The organism is Pleomorphochaeta sp., from assembly GCF_050031695.1.
Classification (GTDB): domain Bacteria; phylum Spirochaetota; class Spirochaetia; order Sphaerochaetales; family Sphaerochaetaceae; genus Pleomorphochaeta.
The window spans coordinates 1-15,064 of the sequence record NZ_JBNAIC010000038.1; the positions used below are offsets into that span (position 1 = coordinate 1).

Annotated in this window: 13 protein-coding genes; 8 read left to right on the forward strand and 5 right to left on the reverse strand. The window is 27.3% G+C overall.

Features of this window, described 5'->3' with window-relative positions; translation table 11 throughout:
• Together ACPKM0_RS07070 and ACPKM0_RS07075 are read right to left on the reverse strand one after the other, a co-directional pair.
• Positions 1–747: carbohydrate kinase family protein (locus tag ACPKM0_RS07070; protein WP_472474644.1), on the reverse strand; the 747-nt coding region annotated here is incomplete at its 3' end.
• A 103-nt stretch (positions 748–850) separates the two neighbouring features.
• Entirely contained in the window at positions 851–1,885 is a 1,035-nt protein-coding gene (locus ACPKM0_RS07075) for a LacI family DNA-binding transcriptional regulator (RefSeq protein WP_472474646.1), read from the reverse strand.
• Between the two features lie 691 nt (positions 1,886–2,576).
• Here ACPKM0_RS07075 and ACPKM0_RS07080 point away from each other — a divergent pair.
• The 5 genes from ACPKM0_RS07080 to ACPKM0_RS07100 all read left to right on the forward strand — a co-directional run bounded on the left by ACPKM0_RS07080 (position 2,577) and on the right by ACPKM0_RS07100 (position 8,664).
• Positions 2,577–4,013: a mannitol dehydrogenase family protein gene (locus ACPKM0_RS07080; protein ID WP_472474648.1), complete on the forward strand. Its 1,437-nt coding sequence runs from the start codon at positions 2,577–2,579 to the stop codon at positions 4,011–4,013.
• Positions 4,014–4,050: 37 nt separating this feature from the next.
• On the forward strand, positions 4,051–4,827 hold the full coding sequence (locus ACPKM0_RS07085; RefSeq protein ID WP_472474650.1) for an SDR family oxidoreductase: 777 nt from the start codon (positions 4,051–4,053) through the stop codon (positions 4,825–4,827).
• 68 nt (positions 4,828–4,895) lie between these two features.
• Positions 4,896–5,864, forward strand: a complete 969-nt coding sequence (locus ACPKM0_RS07090; RefSeq protein WP_472474652.1) for a sugar ABC transporter substrate-binding protein — start codon at positions 4,896–4,898, stop codon at positions 5,862–5,864.
• A gap of 319 nt (positions 5,865–6,183) precedes the next feature.
• Complete coding sequence (locus ACPKM0_RS07095) at positions 6,184–7,671, forward strand: sugar ABC transporter ATP-binding protein (RefSeq protein WP_472474654.1); 1,488 nt, start codon at positions 6,184–6,186, stop codon at positions 7,669–7,671.
• Positions 7,672–7,686: 15 nt separating this feature from the next.
• Positions 7,687–8,664, forward strand: a complete 978-nt coding sequence (locus ACPKM0_RS07100; protein WP_472474656.1) for an ABC transporter permease — start codon at positions 7,687–7,689, stop codon at positions 8,662–8,664.
• A gap of 103 nt (positions 8,665–8,767) precedes the next feature.
• Here ACPKM0_RS07100 and ACPKM0_RS07105 read toward each other — a convergent pair whose 3' ends face one another.
• Complete coding sequence (locus ACPKM0_RS07105; protein ID WP_472474658.1) at positions 8,768–9,781, reverse strand: LacI family DNA-binding transcriptional regulator; 1,014 nt, start codon at positions 9,779–9,781, stop codon at positions 8,768–8,770.
• A gap of 399 nt (positions 9,782–10,180) precedes the next feature.
• Between ACPKM0_RS07105 and ACPKM0_RS07110 the strand changes: the two genes are divergently transcribed.
• The gene (locus tag ACPKM0_RS07110) at positions 10,181–11,380 is read left to right on the forward strand and encodes an ATP-binding protein (protein ID WP_472474660.1); all 1,200 of its coding nucleotides are present in this window, start codon (positions 10,181–10,183) and stop codon (positions 11,378–11,380) included.
• Positions 11,381–11,382: 2 nt separating this feature from the next.
• Here ACPKM0_RS07110 and ACPKM0_RS07115 read toward each other — a convergent pair whose 3' ends face one another.
• A complete protein-coding gene (locus ACPKM0_RS07115; protein ID WP_472474662.1) occupies positions 11,383–12,312 on the reverse strand; it encodes an RloB family protein in 930 nt (309 codons plus the stop codon).
• 139 nt (positions 12,313–12,451) lie between these two features.
• Here ACPKM0_RS07115 and ACPKM0_RS07120 point away from each other — a divergent pair, with 139 nt between their 5' ends.
• On the forward strand, positions 12,452–12,895 hold the full coding sequence (locus tag ACPKM0_RS07120; protein ID WP_472474664.1) for a MarR family winged helix-turn-helix transcriptional regulator: 444 nt from the start codon (positions 12,452–12,454) through the stop codon (positions 12,893–12,895).
• A 32-nt stretch (positions 12,896–12,927) separates the two neighbouring features.
• On the forward strand, positions 12,928–13,512 hold the full coding sequence (locus ACPKM0_RS07125) for a carboxymuconolactone decarboxylase family protein (RefSeq protein WP_472474665.1): 585 nt from the start codon (positions 12,928–12,930) through the stop codon (positions 13,510–13,512).
• 49 nt (positions 13,513–13,561) lie between these two features.
• Here ACPKM0_RS07125 and ACPKM0_RS07130 read toward each other — a convergent pair whose 3' ends face one another.
• The gene (locus ACPKM0_RS07130; RefSeq protein ID WP_472474667.1) at positions 13,562–14,896 is read right to left on the reverse strand and encodes an MFS transporter; all 1,335 of its coding nucleotides are present in this window, start codon (positions 14,894–14,896) and stop codon (positions 13,562–13,564) included.
• Positions 14,897–15,064 lie beyond the last annotated feature (168 nt).

The window sequence follows — 15,064 nt, forward strand, 5'->3', positions numbered from 1 at the left end:
TACACATTTAACTTCTAAGAAAGTTGGAGCTGATACACATATATCTTTATAATAAGCTTTAGAGCCATCTCTTCCTAATGTTAAAAAGATTAAGTCAATATCATATGCATCTCTAAATATTCTAATAGCTTTTTCAAGATCCTTTTCACCTGTAAACCAGGCTAATTCGTTATCTGCTATTTTTAATACATTACATACTTTAAAACCTTCTCTAAAAGCTTCTTTTGCATCTTCTAAATCATCCCATAAATTTGCTCTTAAATTAGGGTCAAAAGAAATTAACATATTATTTTCTTTTGCTATCCTTATTGCTTTAAGTGTTGCTTTTTTACAAACTTCATTAGTCATAGAAAGAGTTCCAAAGTGAAAAACATCTTGGTCTTTAAAATATTCTTCTCTTATATCATCTTCATTAATTTTAGCATCAGCGCTTCTATTAAAAGTGAAAGATCTATCCCCTGTTTCATCATGATGTACAAAGGCAAGTGTTGTTGGATATTTTTTACTTTTTACTAAGCCTCTTGTATCAAGACCTGCATTAACAATTGCATCCTCTAATTGTTTTCCAAAATTATCATCCCCAACTTTTCCAATAAATAATGCATTATTATTTAATTTTTTAGTCATAGATAAAAAATTACAAGGTGCCCCTCCTGGATTTGCTTCATATAATGGGTTATTTATATCACTTACCCCATATTGAATAAAATCAATCAACAATTCACCTAAAGCTACAATATTTGCCATACTATTAACTCCTTATGTTCTACATTTTATAAAAACTTTTAAATAAATATTTTTTAATCGATTAAATTTATATGCAAAAAAAACAATAAATCAATCAAATTTTCTACAATTCATTAATACTTTGCTGTTTAAGTAGTACCAATTTAGTTTCTAATCTATAATCATCATAAACAAAAGTATCACCATTTATTCTACTTAATAACAAGTTTGCTGCTTTTTCCCCTAGAGCTCTTGTATTTTGTTCAACTAAAACAATTTCCTCATTAATATTATTCATCCAAAAAGCATTATCAAAAGTTCCAAATAATAAATCTTTTTGAAGTTTAATATTTCTCTTTTTAAAGTAAGAAATAGCACCAAAGGCACATAAATCATTACCTGAAATAATACAGTCAACTTTTTTTTCATTTAATAAAAAATCTAAATTCTCTTCCATCTCTGGATCAGTTGCTAACTCACTATATACCTTAGGTCGTCTGCTCCCATATATAATACACTCATCATCTATCTTAAAGTTATTTTGCTCTAAAGCATCCTTATAACCATCAACTCTCATTTTAAAAGTTGAATCAAATTTAGATGAAATAAAAGCTATTTTTTTAGCTCCTCTCTTTATTAATTCATTAGTTAAATTAAAAGCAGATAAAGAATTAGTTATCATTACAGTATCTCGTCTAATATTAATTGGTTTTCTATCAATAAATACTAGAGGTAATCCTTTGACAAGATATTCAATACTACTCCAATCTTTATTTACAGGAATAACAATTATTCCAGCTAAATCTTCTAATCTACATAGCTCTAATTGCTTTTTCTCTTTTTCAGCATCTTCATGCGAATTAATATATAATAGTTCATAGCCATTTTGAATCAATACTTTTTCTATAGCTGATCCAATTTCATGATAAAAATAATGGCTAAGGTTTGATACAACAAACCCAATCAGTTTTGATTGACCACTTCTTAATTTCCTTGCTATTGGATTAACTTTGTAATTTAATACCTTAATTGCATCATTCACTAGCTTCTTAGTTTCTTCTTTTACAGGACATGAATCATTTATAACATGCGATACAGTAGCTGTAGATACTCCCGCTTTATTAGCCACATCCTTCATAGAAACTTTCTCTACATCCATAAACCCCTACTTTTAATCGATTATAAGCGTATAATAGAACAGGTTATTGTAAAAAGCAAACATTTTTTAAAAAAATTAACTGATTAATTGAAAAATAAAGCTTTTTTCTCTGATATTTTATCAATATTTATACATTTATACTAATTTTACATCAAATTAACCCAAAAATTAATGAAAAATTATTTAATTTATCAGTTTTTTATTGATTTTTCACTTTTACTTAAATTTAGTTAAGTATATGCATTAATATTATTTTATAAAATTATATCGATAAAAAAATATTTTATAAGTTTTTTAAAAAAATTATTAATTTCTTACTTAGTAAAGAAATATTACCATTTTAATTATAAAAACACCCCTCTTTTTTGACGTTTTTTTGCTAAAAATCAACATTTTTTTAATCGATTAAAATTTTTTTTATTTTTTTTCCTTGCGCGATAAATAAAACAGTGGTAGATTAACGATAGAAAAATTAATTAACAAAATATTTCAACTCATTTTATTGATCTTATATTTATTTATGTTAGTTAATTGCTTGTAATAAAAGAAATTATATATATTTTTTCTATTACAGGTTAAGAGTTACACTAAAAAAGACAATTTTAATTTAATTAATAAATATTCATTATTTGTTTATTTTTAAATATTTATTTAATCGATTAAATATTGTAAGAAAAGGATTTAGAAGAAAATGTTAAAACTTTCAAATGAAAATTTAACCAAATTTGAAGCTGCTTCAATTAAAGTACCACATTATAACCGCACTAATTTAAACCCATCTCTAGTTCATCTTGGGCTTGGAGCTTTCCATAGAGCACACTTCTTATCTTATATTGAAGATTTAATGGAAAAGGGAATTTATACAGAAGGTGTTTATGAAATAGATTTAATACCTACAAAAGAAGAATTCACTACTTCATTAAAGAATCAAGATTATCTATACACTATTTTAGAAAAAGATCCTTTTGGTAATGAAAAACTTGAAGTTAGAGGTGGAATTGCAAATTATGCTAATTCTACTGTTGATCCTAAAACTGTATTTGAAGTTTTATCTTCAACTAATACTAAACTTATTACATTAACTGTAACAGAAAAAGGTTATTGCTATGATAGTGAAAACCATAAATTAGATTTAAATCATAGAGCTATTATAAATGATTTAAAAACTTTTGTGTCTCCTTCTTCTGTAATTGGTGCTTTAGCTGAGTCTTTTAAAATTAGATATAGTACAACTAAAGCTCCTGTTACAGTTATGAGTTGTGACAATGTCCCTGAAAATGGAAATATGTTAAAAGGTTGTGTATATGAATTTATATCAATCAAGTATCCTGAAATTTTAGATTGGGTAAAAGAAAACGTTAATTTCCCTAATACAATGGTAGACAGAATCACACCAGCGACATCAAAAGTTGATATTGATGAATTAGCTACAAAATATAATGTTAGTGATATTTGTGGTGTTCATTGTGAAGACTTTAGAACCTGGGTTATTGAAGATATTGATATACCTGAAGTTCAAATGTTTAAAGAGGTTGGAGCCTTAATTGTAGAAAGCGTTCTTCCTTATGAACTTATGAAAATTAGATTATTAAATGGAGCACACAGTGCCCTATCCTATCCATCCTATTTATTAGGTCACAGAGATGTAGATGATGGAATAACAGATCCTTTAATTAAAGATTTCATTAGAAATCATTATATGGAAGAGATTACTAAATCTTTAGATGCAGTCCCTGGTGTTGATTTAGAAGAATATAAAGATCAATTGATTGATAGATTCTCTAATAAGTATATCAAAGATAAACTTCTTCGCTTAGCAAGTGATGGTTCTAAAAAGATTTCAAATGCTATTGTTAAACCTTTATTAGAAATAAAAGAAAGAGATGCTCTTATTCTATCATTAGCTGCTTGGGCTGAATTCTTAAAAGGTGAAGATAAAGAAGGTAATGAAATACCAATTGAAGATCCACTTAAAGATACTCTTCAAGAAAAGATTAAAGATAATGAAGAATTTATGAATTTCTTAGGAATTGAAGATCAAGGTGTTATTGAAACTTATAGTAAGTTCAAAACTCAAATTGACAAACTTGGAATTGAAGTTACTTTAAAAGAATATTTAGGAAAATAAAAAAAACTATTAAATATATATTTAGGAGATATAAAGAATGGGTATCATAGAAAAAATGAGACTTGATGGTAAGAAAATATTTGTAACAGGTGGTGCAAGAGGCATTGGTAAATCAGTAGCTATTGCATTTGCAGAAGCTGGTGCAGATTTAGCTATTGTTGATATCGATATTGATGAAGCTACAAAAACTGCTGATATGTTAAAAGAAACTTATGGTTCTGACACTATCGCAATTAAAACTGATGTAACTAATGAAGATGATGTAAATAAAATGATGGACATCATTTTAGAAAAATATAATAGACTTGATGTTGCTTTCTGTAATGCTGGAATTTGTATTAATCAACCTGCTGAAGAAATGACTTATGCACAATGGAAAAAAGTTATTGATATTAACTTAAGTGGTGTATTTTTAACAGCAACTGCAGCTGGTAAAGTAATGATTAAACAAGGTGGTGGATCAATTATTAACACAGCTTCTATGTCAGCTCACATTGTTAATGTTCCTCAACCACAATGTGCATACAATGCATCAAAAGCTGGAGTTATCCAACTAACTAAATCATTAGCAATTGAATGGGCAAAATATAAAGTTAGAGTAAATACTATTAGCCCTGGTTATATGGCAACTGAGTTAATTAAAAATTCTGAACAATTAAAACCTTTAATTGCAGAATGGAATAAAATGGCACCAATGAAAAGAATGGGTAATCCTGAAGAATTACAATCTATCTGTGTTTATTTAGCAGGTGATACAAGTTCTTTCACAACTGGTAGTGATTTTATTATTGATGGAGCATTTACTTGCTTCTAATAAGTAGAAATTCATAATTAATTGAATATAAATAAAGAAAAAGACTATTTTCAAAAAAGGAGTAATTTATGAAAAAGTTATTAAGCGCATTAGCAATTGTAGCATTTGTTGTAACACCAATGTTTGCAAACGGACAAAGTGAAGATGATGGAACTTACAAAGTAGGTGTTACTATTCAATCTCTAGAAAACAGTTATTGGGCTGGCGTATTTGGTGAAGTTGAAGACTTAATGGATGCAAAAGGTTGGGATTACACAATTTTAGGTTGTAGAGATAACTCAGCAACTCAAATCCAACAAATTGAAAACTTTATCACAAACGGTGTTGATTTAATCATGGTACACCCATCAGATCCTAATGCTTTAGAAGATTATTTAGCAACAGCTAGAGAACAAGGCATTAAAGTAATGTGTTGGGATGATAAGATGACAAACACTGATGTTAACTGGGTTTTAGATAACACTGAATTAGGTAACGCAATTGGTAGTGAAGCTGGTAAATTTATCGCTGAACATTACACAAGTGCTGCTCCTGCAGAAGTTGCAATTATTAACTACCCACAAACACCTATCTTATTAGAAAGAGAAACTGGTATCTTAGCTGGTTTAGAAGCTGAAGCACCTGGTAAATACAAAGTTGTAGCACAACAACCTGGTATTGATGCAGCATCTTCATTAACAGCAATGGAATCAATCTTACAAGCTCATCCTGGTGTTAGAGTTGTATGTTCAATCGGAGCTGGTGGGGATATCGGAGCTAACGAAGCATTTATGACAAGTACAAAAGGTAACATTCCAGAAGATATGGGTATCTTCAGTGCTGATGCAACTCAACAACAATTAGAAGCAATCATTAACGGTGAAGCATCAAGAGCTTCAGTTGGTATGGAAGGTTCTAGCAAAAAAACAGCTGCTGCATGTGTTGCATTATATGAAAAACTATTAAACGGTGAAACATTCAGCGACCAAAACATTTACAGACCATTAACAGTAATGGATGCATCTAACGCTGCTGAATACTTAAAAGACTTCCAATAGGATATATATTTAATAAATAGCAGAAGATTAATAACCCTATTAATTTAATAGTACTATTAATTAATAGGGTTTTATTAATAATTTTAGACTATACGATATTATAATGAAAAAGGTATGAATAATAAGAGTAATAAAAATTAAACCTAACCCTATAGGCGAAATCATAATTAGAGAAATATTATTTTAGAATTATTCATAACAATAAACTTTTGTTGCTATATTTCATATACATTTTATAATAAACCAACAAACTAGATTATATTAAATATTTAATATAGCAACATAAAAGGTATTTAACCCTAAACAAAGAGGAAAAATAATGAGTGAATACATACTAGAATTACAACATATTGTAAAGAAGTATCCAGGTGTTCTAGCTCTAAATGATGTATCTTTAAAACTAAAAGAAGGACAGATTTTAGGTTTAATTGGAGAGAACGGTGCTGGTAAATCTACATTAATCAAAACTTGTTCTGGAGCAGTTATTCCAACATCAGGAAAAATTATTGTAAACGGAAAAGAATTTTCTCATATGAGCCCACAATTAGCTAGAGAAAATGGTATTGCAATAATTTACCAAGAATTTAACAATGTTAAAGGATTATCAGCTGCTGAAAACCTATTTTTAGGTAACCCTATTAGAAAGGGAATGGTAATCGATAAAAAAGCAATGGAAGAAGAAGCTAAAAAAGCTTTCGAACAACTTAACATAGATATCGATCCAAAAGAATTATGTGGAAACTTATCTGTTGGGTTCCAACAAATGATAGAAATAGCAAAAGCTATTAGATTAAACGCAAAAGTCCTTATCATGGATGAACCATCAGCTCCTTTAACAAGCAAAGAAGTTGAATCAATGATGGCAGTTTGTGAATTATTAAAATCTCAAGGTGTTGCAATTGTTTACATCTCCCATAGATTAGATGAAATCTTTAGATTATCTAGTGAAATTGTAGTACTAAGAGATGGAGAATATATTGATACTTTAATTACCAAAGATTCAAATGTCGATGAATTGATTCAATTAATGGTAGGTAGAGAATTAAGTGAATCTTATCCTCCTAGAAAAGAAAACACTATTAGTGATGAAATTGTATTAGAAACTCAAGATCTTTGTGGTAACGGAGATAGAGATGTTAATATTAAAGTTAGAAAAGGTGAAGTATTAGGTATTGGCGGATTAGTTGGAGCTGGTAGAACAGAACTTGCTCAAATGCTTTTCGGAGCTGTTCATAAAGATTCAGGTAAGATTATTTTAAACGGTAAAGAAATTCATCCTAAATGCCCTAAAGATGCAATTGAACTTGGAATTGCTTTAGTACCAGAAGATAGAAAAAGACATGGTGCTATATTGCACAATTCAATTAACCATAATATTAATATGCCAATTTATGATCATTTTTCAACACTTAGTAAAATCAATGAAAAGAAAGAAAAAGAAATTACTAATAAACAAGTTGCAGAACTATTAATTAAAACACCAACAATAAACCAAATTGTTAAAAACTTAAGTGGTGGTAACCAACAAAAGGTTATTTTAGGTAAATGGCTCGCAGCAAATTCAAATTTAATTATTTTAGATGAACCAACTCGTGGTATTGATGTTGGGGCTAAATTTGAAATCTATAAAATCATTAATGATTTAGTAGAAAAAGGTAAAACAGTTATTTTAATTTCATCTGAAATGGAAGAATTAATTGGTATGAGCGATAGAATTATCGTATTTTCAGAAGGTGTTATCACCGGTGAATTACAAAAGAATGAATTTGATCAAAACGCAATTATGGCATTAGCCTCAAATTGTTAAGGGGAGAGAAATATAATGAGTGAAAAAATAAGTACACAAGATAGAAATAATCAAATATTAAATCAGTTTAAAGCTAAGGCTATATGGGTTGTATTACTATTATTAGTAATAGGTTTTACAATCGCTAATCCAAGATTCTTATCATCAAATAACCTATTTACAATTGCAAGACAGGTTTCAATGTATGGTATTGCATCTATTGGTATGACTTTTGTTATCTTAATTGCAGGTATTGACTTATCAACTGGTTCAATAATTACAATAGTAAACGTTGTTTGTGCATATCTTATGGTAAATATGGGAATGAGTATTCCAATGGCCATATTACTTAGTATGTTATTAGCAGTTGCAATTGGGTTCTTAAATGGTGCATTAGTATCAGTAATTGGTATTCCTGCAATTATCGCAACTTTTGCAACACAAATCATATTTAAAGGTGCTGCATATATCATCTCAGGTGGTGTTCCAATCTATGGTTTTGATGAAAGATTTAAAGTAATTGGACAAGGTTATTTAGGAATGGTTCCAGTTCCTGTTATCATAATGATTGTTTGTTTTGCAGTAGGTTCTTTTATCTTAAATAAAACATACTTTGGTCGTTATTTCTATGCAGTTGGTGGTAATGAAGAAGCTTCCGAATTATCAGGTATTAAAGTTGGTAGAACAAAATTCTTAATTTACACATTAGCTGGTTTCTTTGCAGGTCTTGCAGGTATCGTAATGCTAAGTAGAACTAATTCAGCTCAACCTACAGCTGGTCTTGGTTACGAATTTGATGTTATTACTTGTGTAGTTTTAGGTGGTGTATCTATTACTGGTGGATTTGGTAAAATCAGTGGTGTTGTAGCTGGTGTATTAATAATCGGTGTACTTACAAACGGAATGGTATTATTAAATATTAGTACTTACATGCAATTAATTGTTAAAGGTCTTGTATTAATAGTAGCTGTAGGTTTCGACTGTTACCAAAAGAAACATTCATCAACTATTTAATCTTAAATGTATAGTTTTCATACTATTCATATAATATCTATTGAAGAGGAAGAAATATCTTCCTCTTCTTTATTTTTTTTAAAATAAAATAATAATTTTTGATTTATTTGATAGTCACTAATTTAGTTTCGATACAATATTCATCATATACAAAAGGCTCTTTTTTAAGTCTTTTTAATAAAATGGATGCAGCCTTTTCCCCTATAGCACTAGTATCTTGTTCAACTACAACAATTTCTTCATTTAGATTCATCATCCAGAATGCTTTATCAAAAGTTCCAAAATATAGATCTTTTTGTAATTTAATATTATGCTTTTTAAAATAAGAAATTGCACTGAATGCAAATAGAGCATTCCCTGATACTATACAATCAACTTTTTTCTCATAAATAACATAGTCTAAGATTTTTTCCCATTCTTCATCTTCTGCTAATTCAGCATAAGTTTTAGATTGATGATTTCTAAATATAATACAATCTTCATCAATAGCTATTGAATTTTGATTCATTGCATCTTTAAAACCATCTAATCTCAATTGCATAGTGTTATCTAATTGAGGAGCTATAAAAGCAAGCTTTTTAGCACCTTTATTAATAAGCTCATTAGTTAAATTAAAAGAACTTTCAGTATTAGTAATTAAAACTACATCTCGTCTAATATGAGCAGGTTTTCTATCAATAAAGACTAAAGGCATATTACTATAAACATCTTTCATTTCAGCCCAGTCGTCATGAACAGGAACAACAATAACACCTGCAAAGTCTTCTAATTTACATAAATCTAATTGTTGTTTCTCTTTATCTGGATTTTCATGAGAATTAATATAGAAAACTTCATAACCATTGGCATTTAATATTTCTTCAATTTTAGTACCAATTTCTTGATAAAAATAGTGTGCTAAGTTTGATACAACAAAACCAACTATCTTAGAACTACCAGTTCTAAGCCTTCTAGCTGTAGAATTAACTTTATAATTCAATTGTTCAATTGCGTTTTCTACTTTTATTCTAGTTTTATCATTTACTTTACAACTATTATTAATAACATGGGACACAGTTGCTGTAGAAACACCTGCTAAGATTGCAACATCTTTCATCGAAGGTTCACTTGATTTCATATATCGTTTAATTTCCTAAATTAGATTTAATAATTTATATTATTCTTTTTTAACCTAAAATGCAATATTTTATAATCTGCAATCTAAATATTCAACTTTTAAAGAAAATCAAAATTAAAAAAGAATATTAAATATAATACAGTGTAATAATTTTTATAGAATTATTATTAAGATATTGAACTATCATAATGATAAAAATACAATTTATATCAAAGTATAGTTATATAAAATATGAAATTTTATAAACTTTATTTAAGTATATTTTATAAAAGTATATAAAATTCTAGTATATATTAAAGTATACTTATATATTATTATACTTTTTTTTATAATTATAGTTGTATAATACTTTATATAATTCAAATTTCAACTTATACTATTCTTAAGGTAAATTAAAATATGATTAGTAGAGATAGGTATTTAAATAAATTAATAGGATTCAAAGATAAAGATTTTATTAAAGTAATTTCAGGTATAAGACGCTGTGGGAAAACTACATTATTTACTCAATTCAAAAATTATTTAATTAAAAATGGCGTTGCTAAAGATAGAATTATTTCTTTAAATTTTGATGATTTTACTAATAGAAAATTAAAAGAAGTTGAAACTTTATATAATTACATATCAAAATTATTAGTTGATAATGATATGTACTATATTTTCTTAGACGAAATACAAGAAGTTAAAAATTTTGAAGAAGTTATTAATAGTTTATACAGATACGATAATACAGATATTTATATCACAGGCTCAAACTCACATCTTCTTTCTGGGGAATTGGCAACATATCTTACAGGAAGATATATAAAAATAGAAATGATGCCTTTATCTTTTAGTGAATTTTCTAAAGTTAATGAAGATTCTATATCTTTAGAAAGATTATATAAAAACTACACACTAAGAGGAGGATTCCCCTCCCTTACAACACTTAATGAATATGACAATCAATATACTGAAGCATTAAGCTCAATTTTAGAAACAATTATTTCAAGAGATATAATGCAAAGAAATAATTTTAGAGATAAAAGAAAAATAGAGGATATTTTAGCATTCATTATGGATAATATAGGAAATGCGCTTTCAATTAGAAAGATTGCTAACACTCTTACATCTGATGGAAGAAAAATATCTGTTCAAACAGTTGAATCATATATTAGTGAATTTGTAAATTCTTATCTCATTTACAAAGCACAAAGGTATGATATAAAAGGAAAAAAATATTTAAAATCTTTAGAAAAATATTATGTTTCAGATATTGGATTGAGAAACACCTTTATAGGTAATAAAAATACTGATATAGGACATATTCTAGAAAATATTGTTTTTTTAGAATTAAAGAGAAGATTTAAAGAGGTCTATGTAGGTAAGATAAATACTAATGAAATTGATTTTGTAGTTAATGATCCTAATGCTGTAATTTATTTTCAAGTTAGTGCAACTGTTAGAGATAATAAAACACTAGAAAGAGAACTAAAACCCTTAAATATGATTAAAGATCATAATCCTAAATATTTATTAACTCTAGATAATGATATAAAAAGAACTCTAAATGGAATTATTATTATTAATGCAATAGATTGGTTATTACAAAAAGAATAATATTACACACTTAGTAGCTCTTTAATAAGCAATCCTACATTACTACCAATATTTCCTTCTAAATCTAAAAGGCTTTCACTAAAAGCTTTTTCATTTTTAAGAGCAAGGGATATTCTCTCTTTTAGTTCTTTAAAACATATATTATTCTTCTCATATTCTGGAAGCAATTTAATTAATTCTGTTTCAGTAAAATGGGGAGGATTTACAATATCCATCATTTTCATATTATCTTCAATTAGTTTTTTATCAATATCAAAAACTTCATTAAAATGTAATAATAGCCAAAATTCAAAACAAGGGTTAGAGATATAAAGTTTATAATTACTTTCACTACATTTTCTTAGAAGTTGATAATACTGTTTTTTATTCAAACTCTTTTTATCTCTATCAACAATTAAACAAACCTTATCTTTATCAGGATTAAATGATATAAATTGAGTTTTAATAAACTTATCAACATTTTTAATAGAATAGTTATTTAAAAAATAATCACTAATACAAGATGTTATATCATCAACTCTATTATCATAAAAAGAAATATTTTCTTTTTTTGATAAACTATAATCACTCTTCATTAAATCAACTAAAGTATCATATAATCTTGAAGCATCTCCCCTTTTAGAAAACTCAGGTGATTTATAAAAACAATATTCAACTATTGAACTCATAAGTGCTGAAATATTTCTTTTTTCATCTTTAAGATTGTCAATACAAAATTTAGTTCTTTCATAAGCTTTAAGAGGATTACTCCATCCTAGAAAACTGTGATTTCTTAATAATGGAATAAATTCAATATCATCTCTGATATTTAATTTTTCTCTGTGCTTAATAACACCTTCAAAATATAATACTTCAGTTTTTATACCTTCATAAGATAAAAAATATTTTATCTTATCGCTTCTTATCTCTCTATTTATAGTATCGATTCTCATAGTTATTTAAATAATAACATAAATACTAAATTATTTTCAAAAAAAGAAAACTAACTTTAATAAATCTCTTAAATTTAGAAAAAATATTTTTTTTATAGAATTACTTGACTTTAGTACTAGCTAGTACTATTTTACTTTCATGAATACAAATGAAATATTATCAAAGATATCAATAATCAAAGATCTAAGTGACAAATATATTGAAAATGAATTAAAAGCTAATGGTTTTGAAAAAATAGTTCCTTCCCACAAAGAGATTATATATCTTCTCTGTAAAAAAGACGGACCTATTACAATAAGCGAAATTGTTGAAGCGACCCATAAGCCTAAATCAACACTAACATCTAATTTAAGAACTTTAAAAAAATATGGATATATAAACAGAATAATTAATCCTAATGATAGTAGATCTTGCCACATCGAACTAACTGATAAAGGGAAAAAGCTAATTCCTATCTTTAAGAAAATATCTTCAGATATAAACAAAATACTATATGAGAATATGAATATAGATGAAATTGAGGGACTAACTAAATCAATTGAAATAATAAAAGAAAATCTTGAAAACAATAATAAAGAATAAAAGAAATATTAACTAAAAAAAGGATAATAATAATGAATAACCATAGTAATGAAAAAGTATTTAAATTTGGTGACTTTGTAAAAGTTGTAGATAAAGGAACATATTCAATGGCTAAATTTAGAAAAGAAAGAAAGCTTATTGATAAAAATTTTGAATCACACATAATGCTTGCAGTCTCACAAGTAAATGGCTGTAAAATGTGCTCTTATCTTCACACAAAACATGCATTAGAATCAGGCTCTACAGAGGATGAAATTTCACAGTTTCTAGATGGCGATTTAGCTGCAGTAAATAAGGATGAAGCAGTCGCACTATTCTTTGCTCAACATTATGCAGACTCATCATCAAATTACGATATAGAGGCATTTAAAAGAGTAATCGAAACTTATGGAGTAGAAAAAGCATATGGAATTTTAGCTACAATTAGAATTATCATGGGTGGTAATGCTCATGGAATAACACTTGGATTTTTTAAAGATAGATTTAAAGGGAAGAGAAATAAAGAAAGCAATTTATTAAATGAAATTGCTATCATCATTGGCATAGTCTTAGTATTTCCTCTAACCTTTATTAAAAATCTATTTGTTAGAAAAGAAAAGAAAATAGTATTATCTTAATATTTTAAAAGAGAGCTAAATGCTCTCTTTTAACTATAATATTAATTTTTTATTTTTCTACAGTCCAATCTACTCTTAATACAAATATTAAAAATAGAATTGTAATAATCATACCAAATAGACCAACTAAATGATAAGATTTAGTGAATTCTTTAATTATACTAAAGAACCAAGGCCCTATTGCACTACCTGCAACAACTATGGACATTGCAAAGCCACTTATGGCACCAAGGTGCTTTCTTCCATAAATTTTTGGCCAAGTTACAATATTTAACATACCAAACAAACCACCAGCTACACCAAAAGCAACTATAATTAAGTAATTAATTCCAGGTACATTTAATAAAAAAAGAGAAAGCGTTGCACAAATTAATGCTGAAATATATGCAATATAAATATATTTAATTGATATTCTATCACTTAAATAACTTGCTAAAAAACGTGATATTACAGATATTACTGAAATAGGAAAGAAAATCCTAACTGCTTGTTCTGCATCTAAACCAGTCTCATTAAAAATAGATACTACATGAAAAGTAAAAGCTGTATTAAACATACCCCAAAAGCCTAAACTTAGTAAGATAACCCAATATAGTGGTTCTTTTTTAGCTTCTTGAACTGTTTTTTCGACCTTAGCGTCCATAGCACTTTTATTAGTTTTAGCTTTTTTCTCTTTCATCCCCTCTTCAACTTCAATACCATATTTATTAGGATCCGCTCTATACAATAAAATAACTATTGGTAAAAATATAAAGATTAAAAAAGTTGCAATTACTATTAATGCTCTATCCCATTCAAAAATTTGGATAAGTTTATGTAAAGGTTGAGGCGCAAAGGAGAAACCAAAAGCTGTGATTAAACCCATAATTCCAACAGCAAATCCACGTCTAGGTCCAAACCATTTTGCAACCATACCTTTTGATACTAAAGTTAATACACCTTGTCCAAAAAATCTAATTCCAAAAAACCCAATAGTCATTACAATGAATACAATAACTAAATAAGGTAGGTTAATATTGTTAGTTAAAAAATTAACAATTCTCTCAGAATTTCCAAGTAATAGAAGAAAGAGCCCTAAAAATAATGTAGAAACAGCAGCAACAAACCTTGCACCTAATTTATCAAAATATATTCCAGCATAAGGAATTAATAAACTACTAGCTAATGTTCCTATCATATATGTTGTAGAAATTTGGACTCTAGATATTTCTAAATTACTTATATAATAATCTGTAAAAACAGATACACCCATTGTCTGACCTGGAATACTTGCAAGAATTCCAATTGAAGCTACAAAAAGAATTACCCATCCATAATAAAACGGTAGATTAGCAATACTGAAAAATTTTCTTTTACCATTTTTCAGATTGTTATTATTTGTCATGTCGACTCCTAATTTTAAACATTATGCCGAGTCTACCAATTATATAGATAACATTCAACTAATTATATGAATGCACTACAAAATAATTGCTTAATTATTACTTTAATTTAAAATATAAATATATTTATAAATTCAACAATAATAACTTAAAAGTACTTGAATTTAAAA

Excerpts from the sequence above, each read along its gene's own strand:
- ACPKM0_RS07130 (WP_472474667.1), bottom strand. The coding sequence starts at position 14,896 with ATGACAAATAATAACAATCTGAAAAATGGTAAAAGAAAATTTTTCAGT.
- ACPKM0_RS07105 (WP_472474658.1), bottom strand. The coding sequence starts at position 9,781 with ATGAAATCAAGTGAACCTTCGATGAAAGATGTTGCAATCTTAGCAGGT.
- ACPKM0_RS07125 (WP_472474665.1), top strand. The coding sequence starts at position 12,928 with ATGAATAACCATAGTAATGAAAAAGTATTTAAATTTGGTGACTTTGTA.
- ACPKM0_RS07100 (WP_472474656.1), top strand. The coding sequence starts at position 7,687 with ATGAGTGAAAAAATAAGTACACAAGATAGAAATAATCAAATATTAAAT.
- ACPKM0_RS07090 (WP_472474652.1), top strand. The coding sequence starts at position 4,896 with ATGAAAAAGTTATTAAGCGCATTAGCAATTGTAGCATTTGTTGTAACA.
- ACPKM0_RS07095 (WP_472474654.1), top strand. The coding sequence starts at position 6,184 with ATGAGTGAATACATACTAGAATTACAACATATTGTAAAGAAGTATCCA.
- ACPKM0_RS07115 (WP_472474662.1), bottom strand. The coding sequence starts at position 12,312 with ATGAGAATCGATACTATAAATAGAGAGATAAGAAGCGATAAGATAAAA.
- ACPKM0_RS07120 (WP_472474664.1), top strand. The coding sequence starts at position 12,452 with ATGAATACAAATGAAATATTATCAAAGATATCAATAATCAAAGATCTA.
- ACPKM0_RS07075 (WP_472474646.1), bottom strand. The coding sequence starts at position 1,885 with ATGGATGTAGAGAAAGTTTCTATGAAGGATGTGGCTAATAAAGCGGGA.
- ACPKM0_RS07080 (WP_472474648.1), top strand. The coding sequence starts at position 2,577 with ATGTTAAAACTTTCAAATGAAAATTTAACCAAATTTGAAGCTGCTTCA.
- ACPKM0_RS07110 (WP_472474660.1), top strand. The coding sequence starts at position 10,181 with ATGATTAGTAGAGATAGGTATTTAAATAAATTAATAGGATTCAAAGAT.
- ACPKM0_RS07085 (WP_472474650.1), top strand. The coding sequence starts at position 4,051 with ATGGGTATCATAGAAAAAATGAGACTTGATGGTAAGAAAATATTTGTA.